This window comes from Collinsella sp. HCP3S3_E5, assembly GCF_052067635.1.
Taxonomy (GTDB): domain Bacteria; phylum Actinomycetota; class Coriobacteriia; order Coriobacteriales; family Coriobacteriaceae; genus Collinsella.
This window is the reverse complement of the sequence record NZ_JBQHQF010000008.1, coordinates 44,952-65,832: the sequence shown is the minus strand read 5'-3', so window position 1 is coordinate 65,832 and position 20,881 is coordinate 44,952. Positions and strand designations below refer to the sequence as shown.

Here is a 20,881-nt window from a genome sequence, read left to right as displayed (position 1 = left end):
AACTTTAACGTTCGAGGGGATTATAGATAATCGTCCCATGTTTTAATGCACTGTTTTCCCAGCTAGATAAACATTTATACGGCCTTTAGGCCACCGCGGCGATATGGAATGTGACAAAGGGACTGTCCCTTTGTCACATTCGTCATTTTCCGAGCCAGTTTTTGAACCACCACTCCATGGATCGGCTCATCTCGGCCATAAAGGGGCTCGTGTGCTTGCGGGTGTAGATATCCACGACGCGCTCCCCCACCTCGCGGGCATGCGGACGGAACATCGCGTCCATCTCGGCCACCTGCGCATCCATGGTCGCGGCATCGGCGCGGCGATAGCGCTCCTCGTGCACCAGGTTCACCACGGGATGCGCAATCGCCGGGCGCTCCTTGCGGGGCGTGCCGATGATGAGCATCGACAGCGGCATGGTATAGGGCGGCAAGTCCAGCAGCGCAGCAACTTCCTCGGCGTTCTCGACGACATCGCCGATATAGCAGCTCCCCAGCCCCAGGGCCTCGGCGGCGACCACGGCGTTTTGGGCAGCGATCACGGCATCCTGCGCCGCGATGGCAAAGTCGCCTAAACCCGGCGCGCGGCGGGGCGCCTTGCCCGTGCGCTCGACAAACTCGGGCTCAAAGCAACCCACGTGCTCAAACAGATCGATCCACTTGGCATAGTCGACCACAAATATAAGTGCCCAGGGCGCCTTGGCGATCATGGGCTGGTGGTCGCACAGGTCGGCCAGGCGATCGAGCGTTGTCTGCTCGCGGATACTCACGATGGAATACATCATCATGGCGCCTGCCGACGGCGCGCGGCTCGCCGCATGCAGAATCGCCGCCCGCTGCTCGTCGGTCGCCGCTACGGGACGGTCGTTGTCATCGCGCGCAAAAGCGCGCGTGGACGAACGGTGCTCCAAAATGTCCAGCACCGCGTTGCCCGTGGTCTCGACCGGATAGCCGCCCGCGCCCATGCCAGCGCCCACGTCGCCCGCACTCGTCATACAAACCTGCTCGTTCATCGCCTTAACCTCGCCATTTCTTTAAGAAGCCTTTACGTTTCCGTGTAATTCCCGTCCATTATCGCGCAGGTCGCCACTACATTGCGCCACACCGCCACACATGCGCGCTAATATGGCTGGTTGTTGTGCGCAGCCACCAATCGCAGCGCATATCTTGGTAACAATCGGGTAAACCCCCGCTTTCGTAGTTTTAAGTTTGTGAGGAGTCTCAGCATGTTCGCAGCCGCCATCTCGCTCGTCGGTCTTGCGGCGACCGTCTTCCTTGTCTTGCGCGAGGCCAAAGCCATTCGCGCGCAGTCGGGCACCGTTGCCAAGGGCGCTCTTGCCTGGAGCGTCGCCTTCGGCCTGTTCCAGCTCTTTTTGACCATTTGGGGCGCCATGAGCCTCGTCGCCCAAAACGAGCCGCTCGCCTTTGTGATGCTCATCCTGACCAACGCCATCCTCACCGGCTGCGCCTGGGCCAGCATCGCACGCGACCGCATCGCCCCGCGCGTCTTTGCGTTCGCCGCGCCCGACGCCCCCGCCCCCACCGGCAAGCTCGCCCGTCTGCGCGGCGCCTTTGTGGGCAAACCGCTCGTCGCCGCCGTGCTGTGCCTGCTGCTCGCCGGCGTCTTTGCGCTGCTGGGCATGGAGGTCTCGTCCAACCACGACTTTACCTGGGTCTACCCCCTGTGCATACTGCTCGAGTGGGCCATCATCACCACGCTCATGGTCGGCCTGTTCTTCCTGTTCCAGCGCCGCGGCGCAGCTCCCGCCGCCCTGGCCTTCGCCCTCTTTATCCTGGGCATTGCCGAGTTCTTCGTCATCACGTTTAAATCCATGCCCATCCAGCCGGGCGACCTTTCGGCCATCTCCACCGCCGCCGCGGTCGCCGGCAACGGCTACACCTACTCGATCTCGCTGTTCTGCGTGCTGTCCATGGGCTTTACCGCCATCGCCATGCTGCTATGCGAGTACGCCGGCCTGGTAGCACCGCACCGTCAGAAGGGTGCCGCCAACGCCAAGCGCATGCTGCTCACCAACCTGCTCGTGGCGGTGCTGTGCCTGGGCGGCGTGACCGCGCATGTCACGCTTATCGACTACTACAACACCCTCGGCATCACCGTCTACACCTGGCGCCCGCTCGAGAGCTACTGGCGCGAGGGCTATCTGCCTGCCTTTATTAGTGCGGCACAGTCCATCAAGCCGCCCAAACCCGCCAACTACTCCGCCGACGACGCCAAGGCAACGCTCAAAAAGTATGCCAAGGCCTATGACAAGTCCGATGCCGCCACAAGCGACGCCCGTACCGCCGCCCAAGAGCAGTTCGATAGCGAGAAGCCCACGGTCATCGCCATTATGAACGAGACCTTCTCGGATCTTTCGATCTATCAGGAGATGCACGCCGGCTACGAGGGCCCGCAGTACTTTAAGAACCTGTCCGACTGCCTCAGCCGCGGCAAGCTCTACGTGAGCGCCTACGGCGGCGGCACCGCCAATACCGAGTTTGAGTTTATGACCGGCAACTCCATGGCCAACCTGGGCTCGGGCGTGTACCCCTACACCATCTACAACATGGAAACGACCGGAAACCTGGCAGAGCAGTTCAAGTCGCTCGGATATTCCACAACGGCCATGCACCCCAACCACGCAACCAACTGGAACCGTGAGAACGTCTACAAGGACTTTGGCTTTGACCAGTTCCTGTCTATCAACGACTTCCAGGGAGCCGACACCTTGCGCGGCATGGTGACCGACCAGGCAACCTACGACAAAATCCTTGAGCTGCTCAACCAGAACGCCGACCCGCAGTTCATCTTTGACGTGACCATGCAGAACCACTCGGGCTACGATACGGGCCTGCTGCCGGCAGATAAGCAGATGCACCTGAACATCGACACGACCGATCTGGACGCCAAGACCATCGAGGACGGCACACTCTCCGATGTCGACGAGTACGTCTCGTGCATCGAGCAGTCCGACCAGGCGCTGCGCTACTTCCTCAATGCCCTGCGCAATCTCGACCGCAAGGTGGTCGTGGTGTTCTGGGGCGACCATCAGCCGTTCTTCCCGTCCAAGTTCAACGATAAGTGGTTTACCGGCGAGGACGACGCCACGCATCAGGAGCGCCTGTGGCAGACCGACTACATCATCTGGGCCAACTACGACGTTGCCGGCTGCGACCAGGCGAGCGAGGTCGACGACCTGTCCATCAACTACCTGTCCACCCAGCTGATGCAGCTGATCGGCGCACCACTGACCGACTACCAGAAAGCGCACATGACGCTGCGCAAGTCGCTGCCCGCCATCAACTCGGTGGGCTACGAGGACGCTAGCCTGCGCTGGGCGCTCTCCTCCAACGTCACCGGCGAAGACGCCGTCGCCGCGGCGGCCACCAAGGCGCGCGAGGATTACGCCAAGATGCAGTACTACGAGATGTTCCGCGACGGCAAGAACGTGTACACCGAACACCTCCAGACCGAGGCCAACGAGACCGACCCCAACCTGGCGCCGGGTACGACCAAGATCAAGTAGCGGGGATCAAGTAACGGGGTCGGGGGCCCGAATCGACGGCAGGCGGAGGTACGGGAAAGGCCTGCTGCTCAAACAGTCCTGCGCAAGACGGGGGCCACATTAAGTGGCCCCCTATGCGTGCGGAACTCGCGACAGACCTTTCCCGTACCTCCGCCTGCCGTCGCCCCTCACCCGTTGCGGGCTGAGTGGGCTGAAGAGAAACTGCGCTCGCCAAACGCTTGCCACGGTTGCTCCCGCGAGTGTCAAGAAAAAGCCTCGAGGATTTCGAGGCTTTCTCTTCTGTATTATTTCGCACGCGCGGCAGCGATAGACCTACTCGCCCAGCACGGCCTTCTTGGCGGCTGCCGCCATGTTGTCCAGATCTTCCTTGGTCGGATGGTCCTTCGCGGCAACCCAGTTGTCGAGCAGCAACTTAGCGCGGGCGTTGTCGGAATCTTGCTCGAGCATGGCCTCGTAGCGCTGCTTGACCGCAGGGCCCATCTTGCCCTGGCACATCGCCCAACCTACAAGCTCGGCATCATTGGCCAAATTGGAGGTCACGCGATCGATAATCTGCTGATAATAGCTCTGGTCGGCGCCAAAACCGCAGGTGCCAAACAAAAAGACGCGCTTGCCGTGCAAGGTGGAGAGCAACGCCGCGACCGAAGGCGTGCACGCGCCCTTGTCACACCAAAAACCGACGAGCACCGTGTCGGCCGCGCAGGCGCCCTGCGCCTCGAGCGCAACCTGATCTGCATCCGCATCGTCGCTCAACGCCGCGGCATGGACAAACTCAACACCCGCAGCCTGCAGAGCGCGCTTGATCGCGCCCGAAACCATCCTGGTATTGCCGCTCTTGCTGTTAACCACCAAAGAGCACGTCATAGTCACGTTGCCTCGTTTCCCCCAAAACTAAAGCCACTAATGCAATTTATTAGATGAATATCTTAGTACCAACGTGACAGATGTAAACCACCGGCCGCTAATCGGTGGCCCCTACTGCGCAAACTGGCTGCGGTAAAGATCGGCATAGAAGCCGTCTGCCGCCAGCAGCTCGTCGTGTGTGCCGCGCTCGATAATCTCGCCGTCGCGCATCACCAGAATGCAGTCGGCGTTGCGAATGGTGCTCAGGCGGTGCGCCACCACAAAGCTTGTGCGACCGGCCATGAGCTCGTCGAATGCCGCCTGCACCTGCAGCTCGGTGCGGGTGTCGATGCTCGAGGTCGCCTCGTCCAGCAGCAAGATCGCCGGGTCGGTGAGCATGACGCGCGCGATGCACAGCAGCTGTTTTTGACCCTGGCTAAACGTGCCGCCGTCCTCGCCAATCACCGTGTTGTAGCCCTGCGGCAGCTGCACGATAAACTTGTGCGCATGCGCGCGCTTGGCAGCTTCGATAACCTGCTCGCGCGTGGCATCGGGACAGCCGTAGGCTATGTTATCTGCCACCGTGCCCTCGAACAGCCACGTATCCTGCAACACCATGCCAAAGGCACGGCGCAGGCTTGCGCGCGTGTAGTCACGCGAGGAACGGCCATCGACCGCAATGCGGCCGGCATCGATATCATAAAAACGCAGCAGCAAATTGATGAGCGTTGTCTTGCCACAGCCCGTAGGGCCGACCAGGGCAAAGCGCATGCCGGGCTTGGCCTCGATGCAGATATCCTGCAGCAGCTTGCGGTCGGACACGTAGCTAAAGTCCACATGCTCAAAGGCGACCTCGCCCTGCGGTGCGGCAAGCTCTATAGCGTCCGACGCGTCGGGCTCCTGCTCGCGCGCATCGAGCAGCGCAAACACGCGGCGCGCCGAGGCATACGCCGCCTGGATCTGCGTAATAACGTTGGTGACCTCGTTGAACGGCTTGGTGTACTGGTTAGCATAGGACAGGAAAATCTGCACGCCGCCCACCGTAAGCGCCGCGGGCACGCCCGTGATCACGCCCACGCAGCCGATCACAGCGACCACGGCATAGATGATGTTATTGATAAAGCGCGTGCCGGGGTTGGAGAGCGAACCCATAAACTGCGCGCGCTCGCCCGCGGTGTAGAGCTCGGCATTGAGGGCATCGAAGCTCGCTTGCGCGTTGGAGCCATAGGCAAAGGCGTCGACAAGCTTCTGCTCGCCCACGTACTCCTCGATATGACCACCGAGCTGGCCTTGGATGCGCTGCTGTGCCGTAAAGCTTTTGTTGGAGAGCTTGGCAATAGCACCGGCTGCAAAAATGGAAAGCGGCGTGACGAGCACCACCACGAGCGTCATGGTCAGGCTGATGGAGAGCATAAACGCGAGCGTGCCCACGATGGTGATAACGCCGGTGAAAAGCTGGGTAAAGCCCTGCAGCAGGCCATCGCCCACCTGATCGACATCGTTGACCACGCGGCCCATAAGGTCGCCGTGGGCATGGCTGTCGATAAAGCTGAGCGGCATGCGGCTGAGCTTATCGCTCGCCTCCACGCGCATGTCGCGCACCGTCTCGTAGGACAGGCGGTTGACGCAGTAGCCCTGCAGCCACTGAAAGGCCGCGGCCCCCACCACGACGAGCGCGAGTCTGGTAACGAGCGGCAGCAGCGCATCGAAGTCCACCTGCCCGGCGGCGACAATCAGGTCGATGCCCTCGCCGACGAGAATGGGCGTGTAGAGCTGCAAGATCACCGAAGCGGCGGCACTCACAAACGACGCTACAAACGAAATGCGGTGCGGACGAACATAGCCCAGCAGGCGGCGAGTTACCGCGCCCACGGGATAGCGCTCGGGGTCGCCGGGCTGACGCGGGCCGTCACCCAAGTCACTGAGGTTATCGTTGCCGGACACGTTGGCCGTCATCGTGGCGACCGAACCGGAGGAAGTGTAGGGATTCATTTAGCAGCCCTCCTTTGCGCAGACGGATGCGGGGGCGGTCGGGGCGCCTGGGACGGGCGCGGGGCTTGGAGCGGGCGTGGGCGCCGCACCCCCCTGCTGACCCTCGAGCTCCTCGCGGCGAAGCTGCGACTGGCAAATCTCGCGGTAGAGCTGGCAGCTTGCATACAGCTCATCGTGCGTGCCCAAGCCCGCGACCGAGCCGTGGTCGAGTACGCAAATCACGTCGGCGTCGCGCACGGTCGAGACGCGCTGGCTCACGATGATGGTCGTCAGCGGCAGCCCGCCCTCGGCGGTACCGCACACGCTTCGTTCGCGAATGGCACGGCGAAGCGCTGCGTCGGTCTTAAAGTCGAGCGCCGAGGCGGAGTCATCCATAATCAGAACCTGCGGCGAGCCCACTAAGGCACGCGCGATAGTCAGGCGCTGACGCTGGCCACCGCTGAAGTTCTTACCGCCCGCCTCGACCGGGGCATCGAGGCCCTGCGGCTTGTTGCGCACAAACTCGCTGGCCTGCGCCATATCGAGCGCCGCCCAAAGCTCCTCGTCGGTTGCCGCCTCATCGCGCCAGGTCAAGTTGCTGCGGATGGTGCCGCTCACCAGCGACGCGCGCTGCGGAACGGTCGCGACCACACGGCGCAGCTGGTCGAGCGGCCAGGTGCGCACGTCGGCACCCATCACGCTCACGCTGCCGGTGCTCGCATCGTACAGGCGTGGGATAAGCGAGACGAGTGTGGACTTGCCGCTACCCGTGCCACCGATAATGCCGAGCGTTTTGCCCGCCGGCAGCTCCAGGGTCACATCGCTCACGGCATTTACCGCGCCCGCGCCAAACGAAAAGCTCGCATGGTCAAAGCTCAGTGCGGGAACCGGAACAACGCCACCCGCCAGTTCGCTCGGCTTGGGCAGCGCGACCGGCTGGTTGCCCTCGTCGGTGATGCTCGGATCACAATTGAGCACCTCGTTGATGCGCGACGCGCTGGCGCTCGCCTTGGTAAAGACCACGACCAGGTTGGCGACGTACACGATGGAGGTGAGCGTCTGCGTCATGTAGTTCACAAACGCCATAACCTGGCCCTGCGTAAGCTCACCCGCGTTGACCTGGATGCCGCCCACCCACAGGATGGCGCACACGCCTAGGTTCATCATCAAAAACGTTACGGGGTTAAGGATCGACGAGAGCTTGCCCACCGCGATGGCGGTATGGGCCTGGTCGTCGGCGGCTTGGGCAAAGCGCTCGCGCTCGTGATCCTCGCGTACAAAGGCGCGGACCACGCGGGCGCCCGAAAGCCCCTCGCGGCAAATGAGTGCGATGCGGTCGAGCTTTGCCTGCAGCTGCTTGTAGTACGGAATGCAGCGCGCCATGACAAACCAAAACACCAAGCCGATGGCGGGCGTGCAAATCAAAAAGATCACGCCGAGCTTAAGGTCGATGGCAAGGGCCGCGCACATAGAGCCCACCGCCAAGAAGGGCCAGCGAATGAGCATGCGCACGCCCAGCGCCACGGCAAGCTGCACCTGGTTGACATCGTTGGTAATGCGCGTGATGAGCGACGGCGTGCCAAAGCGGTCGAGTTCGGCATAGCTCAGCTTATTGATGTGCTGGTAGAGTGCGCCGCGGATGTCGGTGCCCATGCCCTGCGAGGTGAGCGCCGCCATCTTCTGGCAGACGAGCGTAAACGAGATGCCGATCACAGCCATGGCGGCGAGCACCATACCGTAGTGGACGACGGCGTTGACATCGCGCGCGCCAATACCCTTATCGATCATCTGGGCAATCACCAGCGGCGTAAGCAGGTCAAAAATCACTTCGATCAACTTACACGCAGGGCCAATCACCATATACCGGAGAAACTTACCACCAAAACGCCTGAGCAGCTCAATCATAGAAGGCGCTCCCTATCATCATCTCTCTTCAATCTGATTCATGATAGTACGGCGAGCCCTGGAGATGCGTAAGCAACTCGTTACAGATGTAAGGGCGACGGTCACTAGCGCCCAAGGCATGTAGCAGCCGATGTTTTGGCAACGCCAGCGAGCGCCGCAAGACACGGGATTCAATTCTTCAGATAAATGCGCCCTCTACGGGTGATTTTTGGACGAAGTAGTCCCGGTGCCGGCGGGCTGTTTGGCAGTCGAGCGATCCCGCAGGCAAAGCCGAGGACCAGCGAGACACCAAACAGCCCGCCGGCACCGGGACCGCATCGCAGCACCAAAAAAGCGCCCGTGCGCTCGATGGATTCGGATGCCCGACAGAGGCTCCTTATGGCTGCTTCCTTCCGGACCTGACCAGATTCGGAACATGTCGTCATCCGAACCCATCGAGCGCGCTTGGCGCTCGATATATCTTACCTGCTCCCGCCCGATGGGGCAAGGTAGCTAATTTGGGACGGGGCCAAAAAGACTACTTTTGAGTTGCCTGGATAAACTTAAATACGGCCGAGGTCGTAGGCTCGAGCGGCTGCCTCGCCGGCACAGATGAGGTTGGTTGTGGCTTCCTGGGGGTCGAGCGCTTGGTCAAGGGGCATGGGCCTGCGGCAAACCGGCAGAACCAAGTCGATACCCTGTCCATACACCGCATCCAGGTTGTCGGCACGACCGCCCACGACGGCGACCACCGGCTTGCTATATCGCTTCGCACGACGGGCCACGCCCACCGGCGCCTTACCGGCGGCGGATTGCTCGTCCATATTGCCCTCGCCCGTTATGACCAGGTCGGCATCGCGCACGCACTCGTCAAACCCAATCAAATCGAGCACCGTCTCCACGCCCGAGCGCAGCTCCGCACCGAGCGCCAGCAGCGCGGCACCCAAGCCGCCGGCGGCACCGGCACCGGGCACACCAAGCACCGAGCCAAATGACCGTGCACCCTCGGGCGCGCGCAGAAGCTTCTGGGCTCGCATCTCGAAAATCGCCGCATCGAGCAGACGACCGTAGCCGACCATCCATCCGTCGTATTTGCCCAGGGCCTCGGCATCCCCCGTCGGCAGACCCTTCTGTCCACCGAACACCGCAAGCGCGCCGCGACGCCCCACGAGCGGATTCTCAACATCGGAAAGCACCACGATACGCACGCCATTCAGCGCCCAAAGCGCTGGCGCCAAATCGATACTCACCACGTGTTCGAGGCCCGCAAGACCGGGGGCGATATTGCAGCCACACTCATCGACAAGATGCGCGCCCAGCGCCTGCAGCATACCGGCGCCGCCATCGTTGGTAGCGCTGCCGCCCAAGCCAATATAGATAGTCTTTGCCCCAGCACGGACCGCGCGAAGCATGAGCTCGCCCACGCCATAGGTCGAAGCCGCGATCGCCGCCGATTCCGTGCAGGGCGAATACCCAATACCCGCCGCCTCGGCCATCTCAACTAAAGCCGACTCGTGCTCGCCGTCCACCAGCATCCGTGCAGACACGCGGTCGCCCAAGGGGCCTGCAACCTCGCAGGTCACAAGCTCGCCGCCGCGCGCGGCGACGGCATCGAGCGTTCCCTCGCCACCATCTGCCAGCGGCAAAGCGCTCAGCTCGGCATCGGGCCACACCTGGCACACGCCTTCGGCAACGGCCGCCTCCGCCTGTGCACTCGAAACGCTGCCCTTAAAGGAGTCGATCGCCAGCAGCACACGGCGGGGCCGGCGGCACGCGACACCAAAATCGACCGCCTCAACGGCAATATCTTCGGCACACGTGAGTGCCTTGGCATGAGCGACATGCGCCTCAAGATCGGCCCCACAACCGCAGACAGCACCATCGGTGTCACGCAGCCCACTAAAATAGCCGCTCAACACCTCACGACACTCGTCTGCCAGCACGCCGGCGGCCACATTAAACCGATGGTTCAGGCGCGAATCGGCATTGAGGTCATACAGCGAGCCCACCGCGCCCGCCTTGGCATCGGCCGCACCATACACACAACGCCCCACGCGCGCGTTAACCATAAGCCCCGCGCACATGCAGCAGGGTTCGAGCGTCACGTAGACCGTACAATCGGAAAGGCGCCAACGCCCAAGCGTCTGAGCGGCGGCGCACAGGGCCAAAAACTCGGCATGTGCCGAAGGGTCCTGGTCGAGCTCACGGCGATTATGCGCCCTCGCGACAATCTCGCCCGCACGCACCACCACAGCACCAATCGGCACCTCGCCCACTGTCGCAGCGGCGCGCGCCTCCGCCAGCGCCTCGCGCATGAACTTCTCGTCGATTTCAGTGATCGTCATCGTTCGCCTTCCCTGTTGCAAATTCAAAACGATGCTATCATTACGACTCACGGAGAGATGGCAGAGCGGTTGAATGCGGCGGTCTTGAAAACCGTTGAGCGCGAGAGCGTTCCGGGGGTTCGAATCCCCCTCTCTCCGCCACCTTAGTGATTCACCGGCGTCATGGTGCGCTCAAACAGCGCATCGACCACGTCGGCCATCTCGGGTCGACTCTCAAGATCGTGGCCCGATTCCCACCAATTTGTGAACACTCGAATAATGCCACCGGCGATAAATTCCGATGTCGTCTCGAGCGAAACGGGCGCCAGGGCGTCTTCGGCAAGCGAGCTCATCACGCGCTCACGGATGGAATGCGCGATGCGGTCGCAAATCATGCCGGTCAGCATGCCCGACATGCTGCTCGCCAAAAGGTTATCCATGAGCTGCTCATGCGCCAGTACCATATTCATGGCATCGTCAAAGACCTCATGGCGAAGCGCCTGTACATCCACAAGCGGCTCCGCGTCCGCTGCGTCGGTCTGGTTTTGGGGCAAGCCCGTCATAAGCTCATCGATATAGAAGGCAAAATAATCGTTTTTATCGCGAAAATGCTTATAGAACGTCGTGCGGCGAATCAGGGCCCGGTCGCAAAGCATGGCAACCGTCAAATCCTCAAACCGATGCTCTTCCAAAAGCTCGGTAAAGGCGTCGAACAGGGCACGATAGGTTTTCTTGATGCGAAGGTCCATCCGTATCACCATCCTCAAGGCGTAGACAGCATTCCGTAATTTGTCGCATATCTTACACCTGTACCACCCGTTCGATATTGGCGCCCCCTCCCTGGTTGAAACAAAACGCTTACCGGAAAGTTCGGCACCGCCAAAGGTTGCGGGTATACTAGATACGTTATACCAACAACGGCCGGCGCAAAACGCCGCTGCCATTCGAAACGGAGACATCATGCTTCCCGTCATCATCGGTATCGTTGTTGTCGTTGTGATCGGCTGCGCCATCGCTGGCATCTACAACAACATGGTTACCAAGCGCAATCGTATCGATAACGCCTGGCAGAACATCGACACGCAGCTGCAGCGCCGCAACGACCTGATCCCCAACCTGGTCGAGACCGTCAAGGGCTACGCCAAGCACGAGCAGGACACGCTCGCCGCCGTGATCAACGCGCGCAACACCGCCGTAAGCGCCACCACCCCCGAGGCCAAAATGGAAGCCGACAACGTGCTGACCGGTGCACTGCGCCAGCTCTTTGCCGTGGCCGAGGCCTACCCCGACCTTAAGGCGAACACCAACTTTATGCAGCTCCAGGCTACGCTCGAGGACACCGAGAACAAGGTGAGCTACGCGCGCCAGAGCTACAACGACTGCGTGCTCAGCTACAACAACGCCATCCAGACGTTCCCGGCCGTTATCTTTGCCGGCATCTTCCAGTTTAAGGAGCGCCAGGGCTTTGAGGCCGCCGAAGCTGCCCGCCAGGCACCGACCGTCAAGTTCTAACAGATCCGCAGCGTATCCTTAATCGGGTATATACATAAACCGCATAAACCGTCCCGTCGAATGCATACTTCGGCGGGACGGTTGCTTTTTGCCCGCAGGTACCCCAGAGGGCGGCGTGCAAATTTTGGAGTTTTCAGCATCCTGGAGCCCAAAGGAACAGGAACGGACCCACAAAACCGCGTTGAAAACCCTGATTCTGAGCCCTCAGCACCTCAGGGATCACTCATTTTCTACAGGATGCGGCTCACGGCGCCTGACTTTCGCCCAAAATCCCGTATGCATGCGCACCCGGCTGCTGAAAACTCCCAAAAATGTACTCCCCGTCCCACCCCAGGCGAGCGGCAACCGGAAAACCGCGCACGCACCTCTTCCTGGTGCGCGGTTTTCCTACAGAACTGCGCGGGGTCACTAGGGCCAAGCTCCTTATGGAGCCCACACCCAAGCGCACTCCGCAGGACGAAAGAACCCCCGCCGCACGTAGTGCGCAGCGGGGGTTCTTTCATATCCGAGGACGCGCCGGAAAGGAAGGTCGCCCTCGGGCCGAACATACAAGACAGCTTACGCGACGGTGTAAACCCAGTTGTGCTTATCCTCAACAGCACCAGACTGAATACCAGTCAGGGTCTCGCGAAGTTTCTTCATAACAGGGCCGATCTCGGTGCAGCCAGCCGGGAAGGTCACGGTCTCGTCGGCACCATAAACCTTGTTGTCAATCTCGCCGACTGGGGAGATAACAGCAGCGGTGCCGCACAGACCGCACTCGACAAAGGTGCCGGCCTTAACCTCGGCCCACTCGACGGGACGCTGATCAACGGTCATGCCCAGGTCCTGAGCGACCTGAACGAGCGAGCGACGGGTGATGGAGGGCAGGATCGAGTCGGTGTGCGACTGCGGAACGACGAGGGTGCCGTCCTCTTTCACGAACAGGACGTTGGCGCCACCGGTCTCCTCGACATAGGTGCGAGACTCGGAGTCAAGATACAGGTTCTCGGCATAGCCCTCGCGATGGGCCTCCATCGTGGGCTTAAGGGACATGGCGTAGTTCAGGCCGGCCTTGATGTTGCCGGTGCCATGCGGGGCTGCACGGTCATACTCGGAAACGCGCAGCTTAACGGGCTTAAGGCCGCCCTTAAAGTACGGACCGACCGGAGTCACGAGAATGCGGAACGTGTACTCAGGAGCAGGAGCCACGCCAATCACGTCACCAGAGCCAATCATAAACGGACGCACGTACAGGGTCGCACCGGAGCCGAAAGGCGGAACCCAGGCAGCATTGGCAGAAACGACCTGCTTGACGGCCTCAACGAACTTGTCCTTGGGGAACGGCGGCATCTCGAGGCGCTGGGCAGAGTTATACATGCGCTCAGCGTTCATGTCGGGACGGAAGCAGACGATGCTGCCATCCTCGGCGGTGTAGGCCTTCAGGCCCTCAAAGACCTCCTGGCAGTAATGGAAGATGCCGCCGCACTCGGAGACATGCATGGTGTGGTCGGTGGTCAGGCCGCCCTCGTCCCACTCGCCATCCTTCCAATGAGCCTCGTAGCTGTAATCGGTCTTCATGTAGCCAAAGCCGAGGCTACCCCAATCGATATCCTTCTTCTCGACAGTCATATGTCGCTCCTTACATACACAGTTGCATACTCGCGAACCCGCACGCAAGGACCGAGGCCGACCGTGTCGCAACGTCGCACGCCCGGAGCGTAGAGCCGGACGGGACACGCGGGCAACATCGAAGCCGATGGCACGTCGATTCGCATGGACGAGATTGTACTCCCCGCGCGCGTCGGATAAAACGTTTTTCTTTAACTAAGTAAAGTATTTTCATTTGCTTCGGAATTCACCAGGGTAAATAGGCGTCCTCCAAGCCGCGGCGTCCGCTCGCCCCATGCGCCCCGCGACCGCCCTATCGATATACTCTAAGTCGAGACGATGATTGGAGCCCCCTTGGCAACTCAGAACAAACGCGAACACTTGACGGAAGACCTGCTCAAGCGGCTGTTGGCCAGTTCGAGCATCGACGCCTATCTGGACGAAGGCGAAACCGTCGACCAAACGCTTCCCTCGTACTTGCGCTGCCTCATCGACGCGCGCCGCATCAAGCGCTCGGACGTCGCACGCAACTCGGGCCTTAACCCGACCGTTGTGTACGACATCTTTGCCGGCAAAAGCCGCCCCGGCCGCGACCACGCCATCATGTTGGCACTCGGCATCGGCTGCACGCTTCGAGAGACGCAGCGCCTTCTGAGACTCGATAGCGTCGCCGAGCTTTGGTGCAAGGATCGCCGCGACGCCATCGTCATCTGGTGCATCGAACGCGGCATGAGCCGAGCGTGCACCGACGACGAGCTCTACCGCCTGGGTGAAAAAACGCTTCTGGGAACCAACCCACTCAAATAAACGCCCACGTCCGCGCGAGCCCCGCGGCCTATCGTCTCCATACGCGATTCAGTTGCCAACTGAACAAACAGAACAATCGTTGGCATATTATTTTTGGGGCATTTGCCCAGCTACCATGAAGGGAGGACGGCTTGAACGACAACCAGCTCATGCATGCCATGAGCCTTGACGACACCTATCGCGTCGAGCAGGTGCTCGCACGCGGCGAAGACGGCATTACCGAACTCGTCACGATTGACGGAGCCGGTCCCTTCGTGCGAAAGAAGATTCGACAGGAGCTTGCCCGCCGCAATGTATGGTCGGCACTCACAGAATGCAGCTCGCCCCGCCTTCCCCGCGTTGAGGCGACCTACGAACTACCCGAGCACTTTGTTGTCGTCTACGACTTTGTGCCGGGTCGGTCGCTTTCCAAAGTTATCGAAACCGATGGGCCGTTGACGCCGGAAGAGACGACATCGCTTGGCATCGAGCTTTGCGAGGCGGCCGAGGAGCTCCACAGACACGGTATCGTCCACCGTGACATTTCCCCCAACAATATCGTGGTTGCCGCGAACGGCGCGCACCTCATCGACCTCGGTATTGCCCGCATGCGCGTCGAAGGGGCAAGCAAGGACACGACTTCCCTCGGAACTTGGGGGTTCGCCTCGCCCGAACAATACGGCTTTGCCCAGACCGATGCGCGAAGTGATGTCTACTCCATCGGACGCGTTCTTGGCTTTGCGCTTACGGGTGTCCGGCCCGATGACGAGGCTTACGAGCAGATTCTTAAGAAGAATCTTGATAATGCACCCGCGACGCTCGCCCATGCCATCACGTGCGCCTGCTCGTTTGAGCCAAGCGCGCGATTTCAGTCTGCAGCAGAGCTGGCAGGGGCGCTCGCCGGCTCGTCTCGACCGGGAAACGACAGGGCATCTTCTGGCACAGATGGGCAGGTCGACCATGCCCAAATGGCGGCGGGCACGCATGCGCCTAAGCGCAATCCAGGCAAAAGCAGGACGCGGACCTTTGGCGGCCTGTTGCTAAAACTGGCACTCGTCACCGCGATGCTTGCCGGGCTGATGGCAGTCGGCGCGATTGCCATCTCGACATTCCACGCCGACCGAGAAAGCAACAACGGGCCCACGTCCTCATCGCAAGCCGGCCAGTCTGATGGCGTTTCGACATCCAAAAAAGCAAATTCGGCTAGCAATACCAACCGTTTATCCGCCGAGCTCTCGATTGCGGAATCAGGCTGGTCGGTTGATGGGCACGGGTACGTCCACTTTGGCATCGGCCTTAAAAACTCCGACGGCACTGCCGCTATCGCATTTCCCACCATTAAGATCTCCGGATACGATGCGGACGATAACCTGATCTTTACGGATGAGAAAACCTACAGCGCCATCGAGCCCGGCCAGACCGCCTACTTTGGCGATCAGACGGGAAATGGCACCGCTCCCGCGCGCGTTGAGTTCGAGGCAGTCACACCCAGCGGCGTTGCACTTGCCACCGCCACCGAAGCGCCGGTGTACGAAATTTTCGATAGTACCGAATCCGCTGGGACAGACGGCATGCAGTCATTCTTGGCAAAGCTCAAACTCCAAAGCGCCCCGAGCGGCTTTGATAAGACCCAGGTGTTCCTATCGGCCATCCTGCGCGACAAGCAGGGCAACATCGTTGCTGGCTATAACAACTTTTCCGACTGCCCCGCCGTCGGTTCCACGACCCCCGTTTCGGTCGATGTCCACAATCCGCCCCCGCACGCAAGCTGCGATATCTACGCCGCCCAGTGGTAGAACCGGAGGGCACCGCGAATAATTCCGCAGCACAAAGAAGGACCGGCATCGCGCCGGCCCTTCCATACTTCTACAGCCCTAGAATCTCACGCTTCTTGGCATCAAACTCCTCTTGCGTCAAAATCCCGGCATCGAGAAGCTCTTTGAATTTCTTTACGGCCTCTATTTGATCCTCAAGCGTCCGCGCGGACTCGGCACCACCTCCTGGCGTCTCCTTGGGCTCCGTCGTATCCGGCGTACAGTCCGCGCCCGCGCCGCCTTCTACAGAAGCGTTACGGGGGTTGAGCATTCCCGCCAGCCCCATGCCGAGCACCATGCCGCCCGCGGCGCCAAACCCGTTCTCGCGTACGCCCTCGGCAATCATCTGCTGAGCCGCCACATCGGCTGCCTGCTTAGAAACCCCCTCGTAAGCGCTAACATCCAGCTTCTTTTTCGCATAGCTCTTGATAAGCTCGCGCGACTCATCGGAGAATTCAATGTTTTCGATGGCGACTTGCACAAGCTTGATGCCAAAGCGATCTTGCCATGACCCCGCGTTATCGCCCTCGTCCAGGATCATATGGCGAATTTCGTTGACGTGTGACGGCAGCTGCGAAATTCGGACCTCGGACGACAAGGCATTCGTGGCCACGATGAGCGAAGCCAGAAACTCTGCAATCAGCATGCTCCGTGCGCGCGGGTCGTCAAACGAATAGCTATAGACGTTCGCAGGAAGAAAATTCCTGATAAAACGCTCGGCATCCACTACCTGCAGCGACAGCTGACCATACGCGAAGACCTCAAGATCCGCGCCGTAAAACAAGTCGTTATACGCAAGCGGTCCACGCGTGCCAAACCTGATGCCGCGGATTTCGCGCAGATTGACAAACGCCACACGCTTCTGCGACGGTGACATACCAGCATGGCCGACACGACGCGCCGCCTGTCCGAGGACCATTTTGAGGACGCCCTGCTCCTCACGGTCGTGGTCATCAAAAAGCGACGCTTCGCCGTCGCGATACTCAAAACCGCCCGGTTCCGTTATAACTTGCTCGATGCCCGCCTGACTAAAAATAAACGCCGCGGTGTTCTCGGGAACAAAAATGAGCGAGCCGTTGGACAGAACGTCACTCGATCCGTAGTTTCCGCCACGCCCGTTTTGCCCAACCTTACGCACCCCCGGAGCGACAACAACGTGCTCGTCAAAATGACTGGCAGTGACAATATCTTTCCATTGATCGGCAAGGACGCCGCCAAGCGAGTCAATCGCAACATTTACAATACCCACGATTACCTCACCCTACAGCACAAACTTGGTATCGCAGTACGAACAAACAACGCCTTGGCCTTTGCGTCCCGCGACGGGCGCATGGCATCCGGGACACTTTGCTGTCACCTTTGCGGCCATCTTCTCGGCATGAGGCTTTTGCACCTTCAGAGAAGCACCCAAGGCACTGCCAATGGAGTCGCCAACTGCCCCGACAACGCCCACGGCACCGTCTACAAAATCTGCAATCTCTGCCGCAGTGCCCGAGGGAAGCTCCGAGGTATCAATGGCATCGATGTTGCCCGCCGCCGCGCGGCGCACGCTTTCGGCCCAACGGTCGGCCAGGCGCTTGCCGCCTTCGGTAAAGCTCACCGTAACGGTCTCCTCCGAAAATGCGACTCGCAGCACCGGCGTACTATTCACACGTGCTGCGATAGCCTGGGGAACATCTGCCGAACACAGAATCGAATCGAGCGGGCAGCGCTTGAGATAGCGTCGAGTTTTAAACAGCCCCTCGGAGACCGTTGCGACCAAGATTAGATTCATATTTGTAAGCACAATCTCATCGAGAGCCTCGCTACCAGAGCCAACGCCCAAGCGCACATTCGAGGTCTGCATGATGATGAGCTCGCCGGGTGCCAGATTATACTCGTCCACGCCGCCATCTCCCGTCCAACGTTTTCTTCCCATCCTAAACACCGGGCAAATAATTTCATCAGCTGCCAACTGAATTTCTCACCAGATTCAGTTGGCAGCTGATGAAATCCCCGCAGCCCACAGCCACAATTCGAAACAGTGTCATCCATATCGAGGGAAGGAACAACTATGGATTGGGAAGCTTCGGGCAGCGGGGATAATGGCGTCCCCCAAACGGTGTCGACGCCTGACGGCAAGCCGCCCAAAGGTAAGAAAAAATGGCCGATCGTTCTGGCAGTGCTTGTTATCCTGATTATCTTGGCACGCATCAGCTCCTGTGTGGGCGGCTGCAGTTCTTCGAGCCCCTCAAAAACCGTCGAAACATTCACCTGGCCCAGCAGCGGTCTCGCGACCGAACTGCCCAAGCCCAAGACAAACAAGGGCGAGATATACGAGAACAGCTCCGAATCTTTCTCGGCAACGCTGAAAGAGGTCTCACAAGCAGACTACGATAGCTACGTCGTTGCTTGCAAAGAAGCCGGCTATACCGATTTCTCGGGCGAAGGCACCGATGATTTTGAGGCAACGGCACCCAGCGGAGCAAAACTGACCTTGTCCTACTACAGCAGCTCAAAGTCCCTCGACATCGAGCTCGAGAAGCCGCAGGACAACAGCGAACAGGCAGACGCGGCCGACGACACCGATGCGGTAGCCACTGATTCACAGGCCGAATCCGCCCCAGCCACATCCTCGTCCGATTTCCGTGCCATGATGGACGGCTACGAGCAGTTTATGAACAGCTACGTCGAGTTCATGAAAAAGTACGAGAATTCAGACGACACCGCATCGATGCTTGCCGACTACGGATCGATGATGCAGCAGTACAGCGAGTGGTCGCAGAAATTTGATAGCGTCGATGAAAGCTCGCTTTCCGCCGAGGACCAGGCCTATTACCTTGAGGTACAAGGGCGTGTGCTGCAGAAGTTGAGCGAGGTCCAATAGCCTCGCACTCAACGCCACATATCGTTCGCACAACAAAAAAGACCCGTCATCCAAGTGGCGGGTCTTTTTGCACCAATCGGTTTTAGACGCCTACGCGTTCTGTTTGCCGAGCTTAGCCTTAACCAGGCCGATCACAGTCGGGATGATCGACACGGCTACGATGCCAATGATCAGCAACTCAAAGTGCTCCTGCACAAAGGGGATGCCACCAAAGAAGTAGCCCAGCAGTGTAAAGACCGTCGACCAGGTAATGCCGCCCAGCACGTTGTAGATGACAAAGTTGCGCCAGTGCATGCCGCCCATGCCGGCAATGAAGGGCACAAAGGTGCGGATAAACGGGAAGAAGCGGCCGAGGAAGATGGCCAGGTGACCCCACTTGTCCAAGAAGTCCTCGGACTTTTTGATACGCTCGGGCGTCATGGCCTTGACCTTGCCCGAAGCGATGATCTTTTTGCCAAAGAAGTGACCGATCATAAAGTTGCACTGGTCGCCCAGGATGGCAGCAGCCCATGCTACGGCCAGCAGGGCCACGATGTTAAAGCCACCGTTATGGGCAAAGAAGCCCGAAGCAAACAGCAGTGAATCGCCGGGAAGGAACGGGAAGAACACCACGCCTGTCTCAACGAAGATAATGAGGAACACGCAGCCGTAGGCCATAAGCGGGCCGGCGGCGATCCAGCTGGCAATCGCGGTGCGCGGATCTTTGAGTAGCTCGGCGATAAAATTGATGAAACCCATGAAGTAAAACCTCTCAGTTGTGGGCGCGGATACGTCCAAGTTGACCAGTATACGGTTGCGGTGCCCCCTCGTGCGCAACCCCACAAAAGCATGACTCCATTACCAGCAAGTTTGCATAACTGACACCTGTCATGCAAAGCCGCCAAGATTATTCTTCCTAATCCCTAGCGAATCGCTATACTTTATTGAATCGCATTGCCATGGCGCTAAGGGAGGGCGGCCGGTGAGCTTTATCAATACCATTCGCGAGGACATCAAGACCGTCCAGACGCAGGACCCCGCCGCGCAAAACGGTTTGGTCATCTTCCTTTCCTATCCTGGCCTGCACGCCAAGTGGAACCACGTGCCCGAGCACTGGCTGTGGGAGCACGGTCATCGCTCGCTCGCCCGTGTGCTCTCGCAAATCACCCGCCACATCACCGGGGTCGAGATTCATCCCGCTGCACAGATCGGCAAGCATTTCTTTATCGACCACGCCATGGGCGTCGTCATCGGCGAAACCACCATCGTGGGCGACAACTGCGTGCTCTACCAGGGCGTCACGCTTGGCGGCACCGGCAACGAAACCGGCAAGCGCCACCCCACCCTGGGCAACAACGTCACCGTGGGCACGGGCGCCAAGGTGCTCGGCAACATTCGCATCGGCAACAACGTCAAAATCGGCGGCAACTCGGTTGTCGTCAAGGACGTGCCCGACAACTGCACCGTCGTGGGCGTACCGGGACGCATCATCAAGCGCAACGGCTGCCGCGTGTTCGAGGAGAGCTTCGACGCCAAGCAGCACCGCGAGTACATGCCTGACGATGCCGCCGAGCAGTCCGCCCTCAACCGTCAGGGCATCACCGAGAACGCCCGCCGCGTCAAAGAACTCGAGCAAGAGGTAGCCGAGCTCAAAGCCCTCGTTGCCAAACTTGTGGACGAACGCTAGACGCGGACGGCACGATGTAACAAAGGGACTGTCCTTTTGTCACATCGTGCCGGTAGCTGCGGTTTTACAGATTTTTTCTCTAGATTTAACGTTATAATT

16 protein-coding genes, 1 tRNA gene and 1 other RNA gene are annotated in these 20,881 nt (G+C 59.9%); 7 read left to right on the top strand and 11 right to left on the bottom strand.

What is annotated here, in order from left to right; translation table 11 throughout:
• Positions 1-142: 142 nt before the first annotated feature.
• Positions 143-1,012, bottom strand: a complete 870-nt coding sequence (locus ACTM82_RS03960; protein ID WP_441054549.1) for a nitroreductase family protein — start codon at positions 1,010-1,012, stop codon at positions 143-145.
• A 213-nt stretch (positions 1,013-1,225) separates the two neighbouring features.
• On the opposite strand from ACTM82_RS03960, the gene ACTM82_RS03955 reads away from it, so the two are divergent.
• Positions 1,226-3,526: an LTA synthase family protein gene (locus ACTM82_RS03955; RefSeq protein ID WP_441054547.1), complete on the top strand. Its 2,301-nt coding sequence runs from the start codon at positions 1,226-1,228 to the stop codon at positions 3,524-3,526.
• 312 nt (positions 3,527-3,838) lie between these two features.
• On the opposite strand, the gene bilS is transcribed toward ACTM82_RS03955, so the two are convergent.
• From bilS to tadA, 5 genes are all read right to left on the bottom strand, one after another.
• Positions 3,839-4,390 carry a flavodoxin family protein BilS gene (gene bilS / locus ACTM82_RS03950; protein WP_427727654.1) on the bottom strand — a complete coding sequence of 184 codons (552 nt, stop codon included), beginning with the start codon at positions 4,388-4,390 and terminating at the stop codon, positions 3,839-3,841.
• A gap of 111 nt (positions 4,391-4,501) precedes the next feature.
• A complete protein-coding gene (locus ACTM82_RS03945; protein ID WP_441054545.1) occupies positions 4,502-6,361 on the bottom strand; it encodes an ABC transporter ATP-binding protein in 1,860 nt (619 codons plus the stop codon).
• Positions 6,362-8,245: an ABC transporter ATP-binding protein gene (locus tag ACTM82_RS03940; protein ID WP_441054543.1), complete on the bottom strand. Its 1,884-nt coding sequence runs from the start codon at positions 8,243-8,245 to the stop codon at positions 6,362-6,364.
• 342 nt (positions 8,246-8,587) lie between these two features.
• Positions 8,588-8,683: signal recognition particle sRNA small type (gene ffs, locus ACTM82_RS03935), an RNA gene on the bottom strand.
• A 104-nt stretch (positions 8,684-8,787) separates the two neighbouring features.
• Positions 8,788-10,569, bottom strand: coding sequence for a tRNA adenosine(34) deaminase TadA (tadA, locus tag ACTM82_RS03930; protein WP_441054541.1), 1,782 nt, complete (start codon positions 10,567-10,569; stop codon positions 8,788-8,790).
• A gap of 51 nt (positions 10,570-10,620) precedes the next feature.
• Between tadA and ACTM82_RS03925 the strand changes: the two genes are divergently transcribed.
• A tRNA-Ser gene (locus ACTM82_RS03925) sits at positions 10,621-10,710 on the top strand.
• A 2-nt stretch (positions 10,711-10,712) separates the two neighbouring features.
• Here ACTM82_RS03925 and ACTM82_RS03920 read toward each other — a convergent pair.
• Entirely contained in the window at positions 10,713-11,297 is a 585-nt protein-coding gene (locus ACTM82_RS03920) for a TetR/AcrR family transcriptional regulator (RefSeq protein WP_441054539.1), read from the bottom strand.
• Between the two features lie 211 nt (positions 11,298-11,508).
• Between ACTM82_RS03920 and ACTM82_RS03915 the strand changes: the two genes are divergently transcribed.
• Entirely contained in the window at positions 11,509-12,060 is a 552-nt protein-coding gene (locus tag ACTM82_RS03915; RefSeq protein WP_441054537.1) for a LemA family protein, read from the top strand.
• 558 nt (positions 12,061-12,618) lie between these two features.
• Here ACTM82_RS03915 and ACTM82_RS03910 read toward each other — a convergent pair.
• Entirely contained in the window at positions 12,619-13,671 is a 1,053-nt protein-coding gene (locus ACTM82_RS03910; RefSeq protein WP_427728837.1) for a branched-chain amino acid aminotransferase, read from the bottom strand.
• 333 nt (positions 13,672-14,004) lie between these two features.
• Between ACTM82_RS03910 and ACTM82_RS03905 the strand changes: the two genes are divergently transcribed.
• Both ACTM82_RS03905 and ACTM82_RS03900 read left to right on the top strand, forming a co-directional pair.
• Entirely contained in the window at positions 14,005-14,457 is a 453-nt protein-coding gene (locus tag ACTM82_RS03905; RefSeq protein WP_441054535.1) for an XRE family transcriptional regulator, read from the top strand.
• A 131-nt stretch (positions 14,458-14,588) separates the two neighbouring features.
• The gene (locus tag ACTM82_RS03900; protein WP_441054533.1) at positions 14,589-16,232 is read left to right on the top strand and encodes a serine/threonine-protein kinase; all 1,644 of its coding nucleotides are present in this window, start codon (positions 14,589-14,591) and stop codon (positions 16,230-16,232) included.
• 70 nt (positions 16,233-16,302) lie between these two features.
• Here the strand turns inward: ACTM82_RS03900 and ACTM82_RS03895 are convergent, their stop codons facing one another.
• Together ACTM82_RS03895 and ACTM82_RS03890 are read right to left on the bottom strand one after the other, a co-directional pair.
• The gene (locus ACTM82_RS03895; RefSeq protein WP_441054531.1) at positions 16,303-17,499 is read right to left on the bottom strand and encodes an SPFH domain-containing protein; all 1,197 of its coding nucleotides are present in this window, start codon (positions 17,497-17,499) and stop codon (positions 16,303-16,305) included.
• Between the two features lie 12 nt (positions 17,500-17,511).
• Positions 17,512-18,135 (bottom strand): hypothetical protein, encoded by a 624-nt coding sequence (locus ACTM82_RS03890; RefSeq protein ID WP_441054529.1) that lies wholly within the window; start codon positions 18,133-18,135, stop codon positions 17,512-17,514.
• A gap of 168 nt (positions 18,136-18,303) precedes the next feature.
• Between ACTM82_RS03890 and ACTM82_RS03885 the strand changes: the two genes are divergently transcribed.
• Entirely contained in the window at positions 18,304-19,116 is an 813-nt protein-coding gene (locus tag ACTM82_RS03885; protein WP_441054527.1) for a DUF6591 domain-containing protein, read from the top strand.
• A gap of 90 nt (positions 19,117-19,206) precedes the next feature.
• Here ACTM82_RS03885 and ACTM82_RS03880 read toward each other — a convergent pair whose 3' ends face one another.
• On the bottom strand, positions 19,207-19,854 hold the full coding sequence (locus ACTM82_RS03880; protein ID WP_427719805.1) for a VTT domain-containing protein: 648 nt from the start codon (positions 19,852-19,854) through the stop codon (positions 19,207-19,209).
• A gap of 223 nt (positions 19,855-20,077) precedes the next feature.
• Here ACTM82_RS03880 and cysE point away from each other — a divergent pair, with 223 nt between their 5' ends.
• Entirely contained in the window at positions 20,078-20,782 is a 705-nt protein-coding gene (gene cysE / locus ACTM82_RS03875) for a serine O-acetyltransferase (protein ID WP_370450655.1), read from the top strand.
• Positions 20,783-20,881 lie beyond the last annotated feature (99 nt).

Coding starts and splice junctions, on each gene's coding strand:
- ACTM82_RS03960 (WP_441054549.1), bottom strand. CDS start 1,012: ATGAACGAGCAGGTTTGTATGACGAGTGCGGGCGACGTGGGCGCTGGC.
- ACTM82_RS03910 (WP_427728837.1), bottom strand. CDS start 13,671: ATGACTGTCGAGAAGAAGGATATCGATTGGGGTAGCCTCGGCTTTGGC.
- tadA (WP_441054541.1), bottom strand. CDS start 10,569: ATGACGATCACTGAAATCGACGAGAAGTTCATGCGCGAGGCGCTGGCG.
- ACTM82_RS03915 (WP_441054537.1), top strand. CDS start 11,509: ATGCTTCCCGTCATCATCGGTATCGTTGTTGTCGTTGTGATCGGCTGC.
- ACTM82_RS03885 (WP_441054527.1), top strand. CDS start 18,304: ATGGATTGGGAAGCTTCGGGCAGCGGGGATAATGGCGTCCCCCAAACG.
- bilS (WP_427727654.1), bottom strand. CDS start 4,390: ATGACGTGCTCTTTGGTGGTTAACAGCAAGAGCGGCAATACCAGGATG.
- ACTM82_RS03955 (WP_441054547.1), top strand. CDS start 1,226: ATGTTCGCAGCCGCCATCTCGCTCGTCGGTCTTGCGGCGACCGTCTTC.
- ACTM82_RS03880 (WP_427719805.1), bottom strand. CDS start 19,854: ATGGGTTTCATCAATTTTATCGCCGAGCTACTCAAAGATCCGCGCACC.
- ACTM82_RS03920 (WP_441054539.1), bottom strand. CDS start 11,297: ATGGACCTTCGCATCAAGAAAACCTATCGTGCCCTGTTCGACGCCTTT.
- ACTM82_RS03945 (WP_441054545.1), bottom strand. CDS start 6,361: ATGAATCCCTACACTTCCTCCGGTTCGGTCGCCACGATGACGGCCAAC.
- ACTM82_RS03940 (WP_441054543.1), bottom strand. CDS start 8,245: ATGATTGAGCTGCTCAGGCGTTTTGGTGGTAAGTTTCTCCGGTATATG.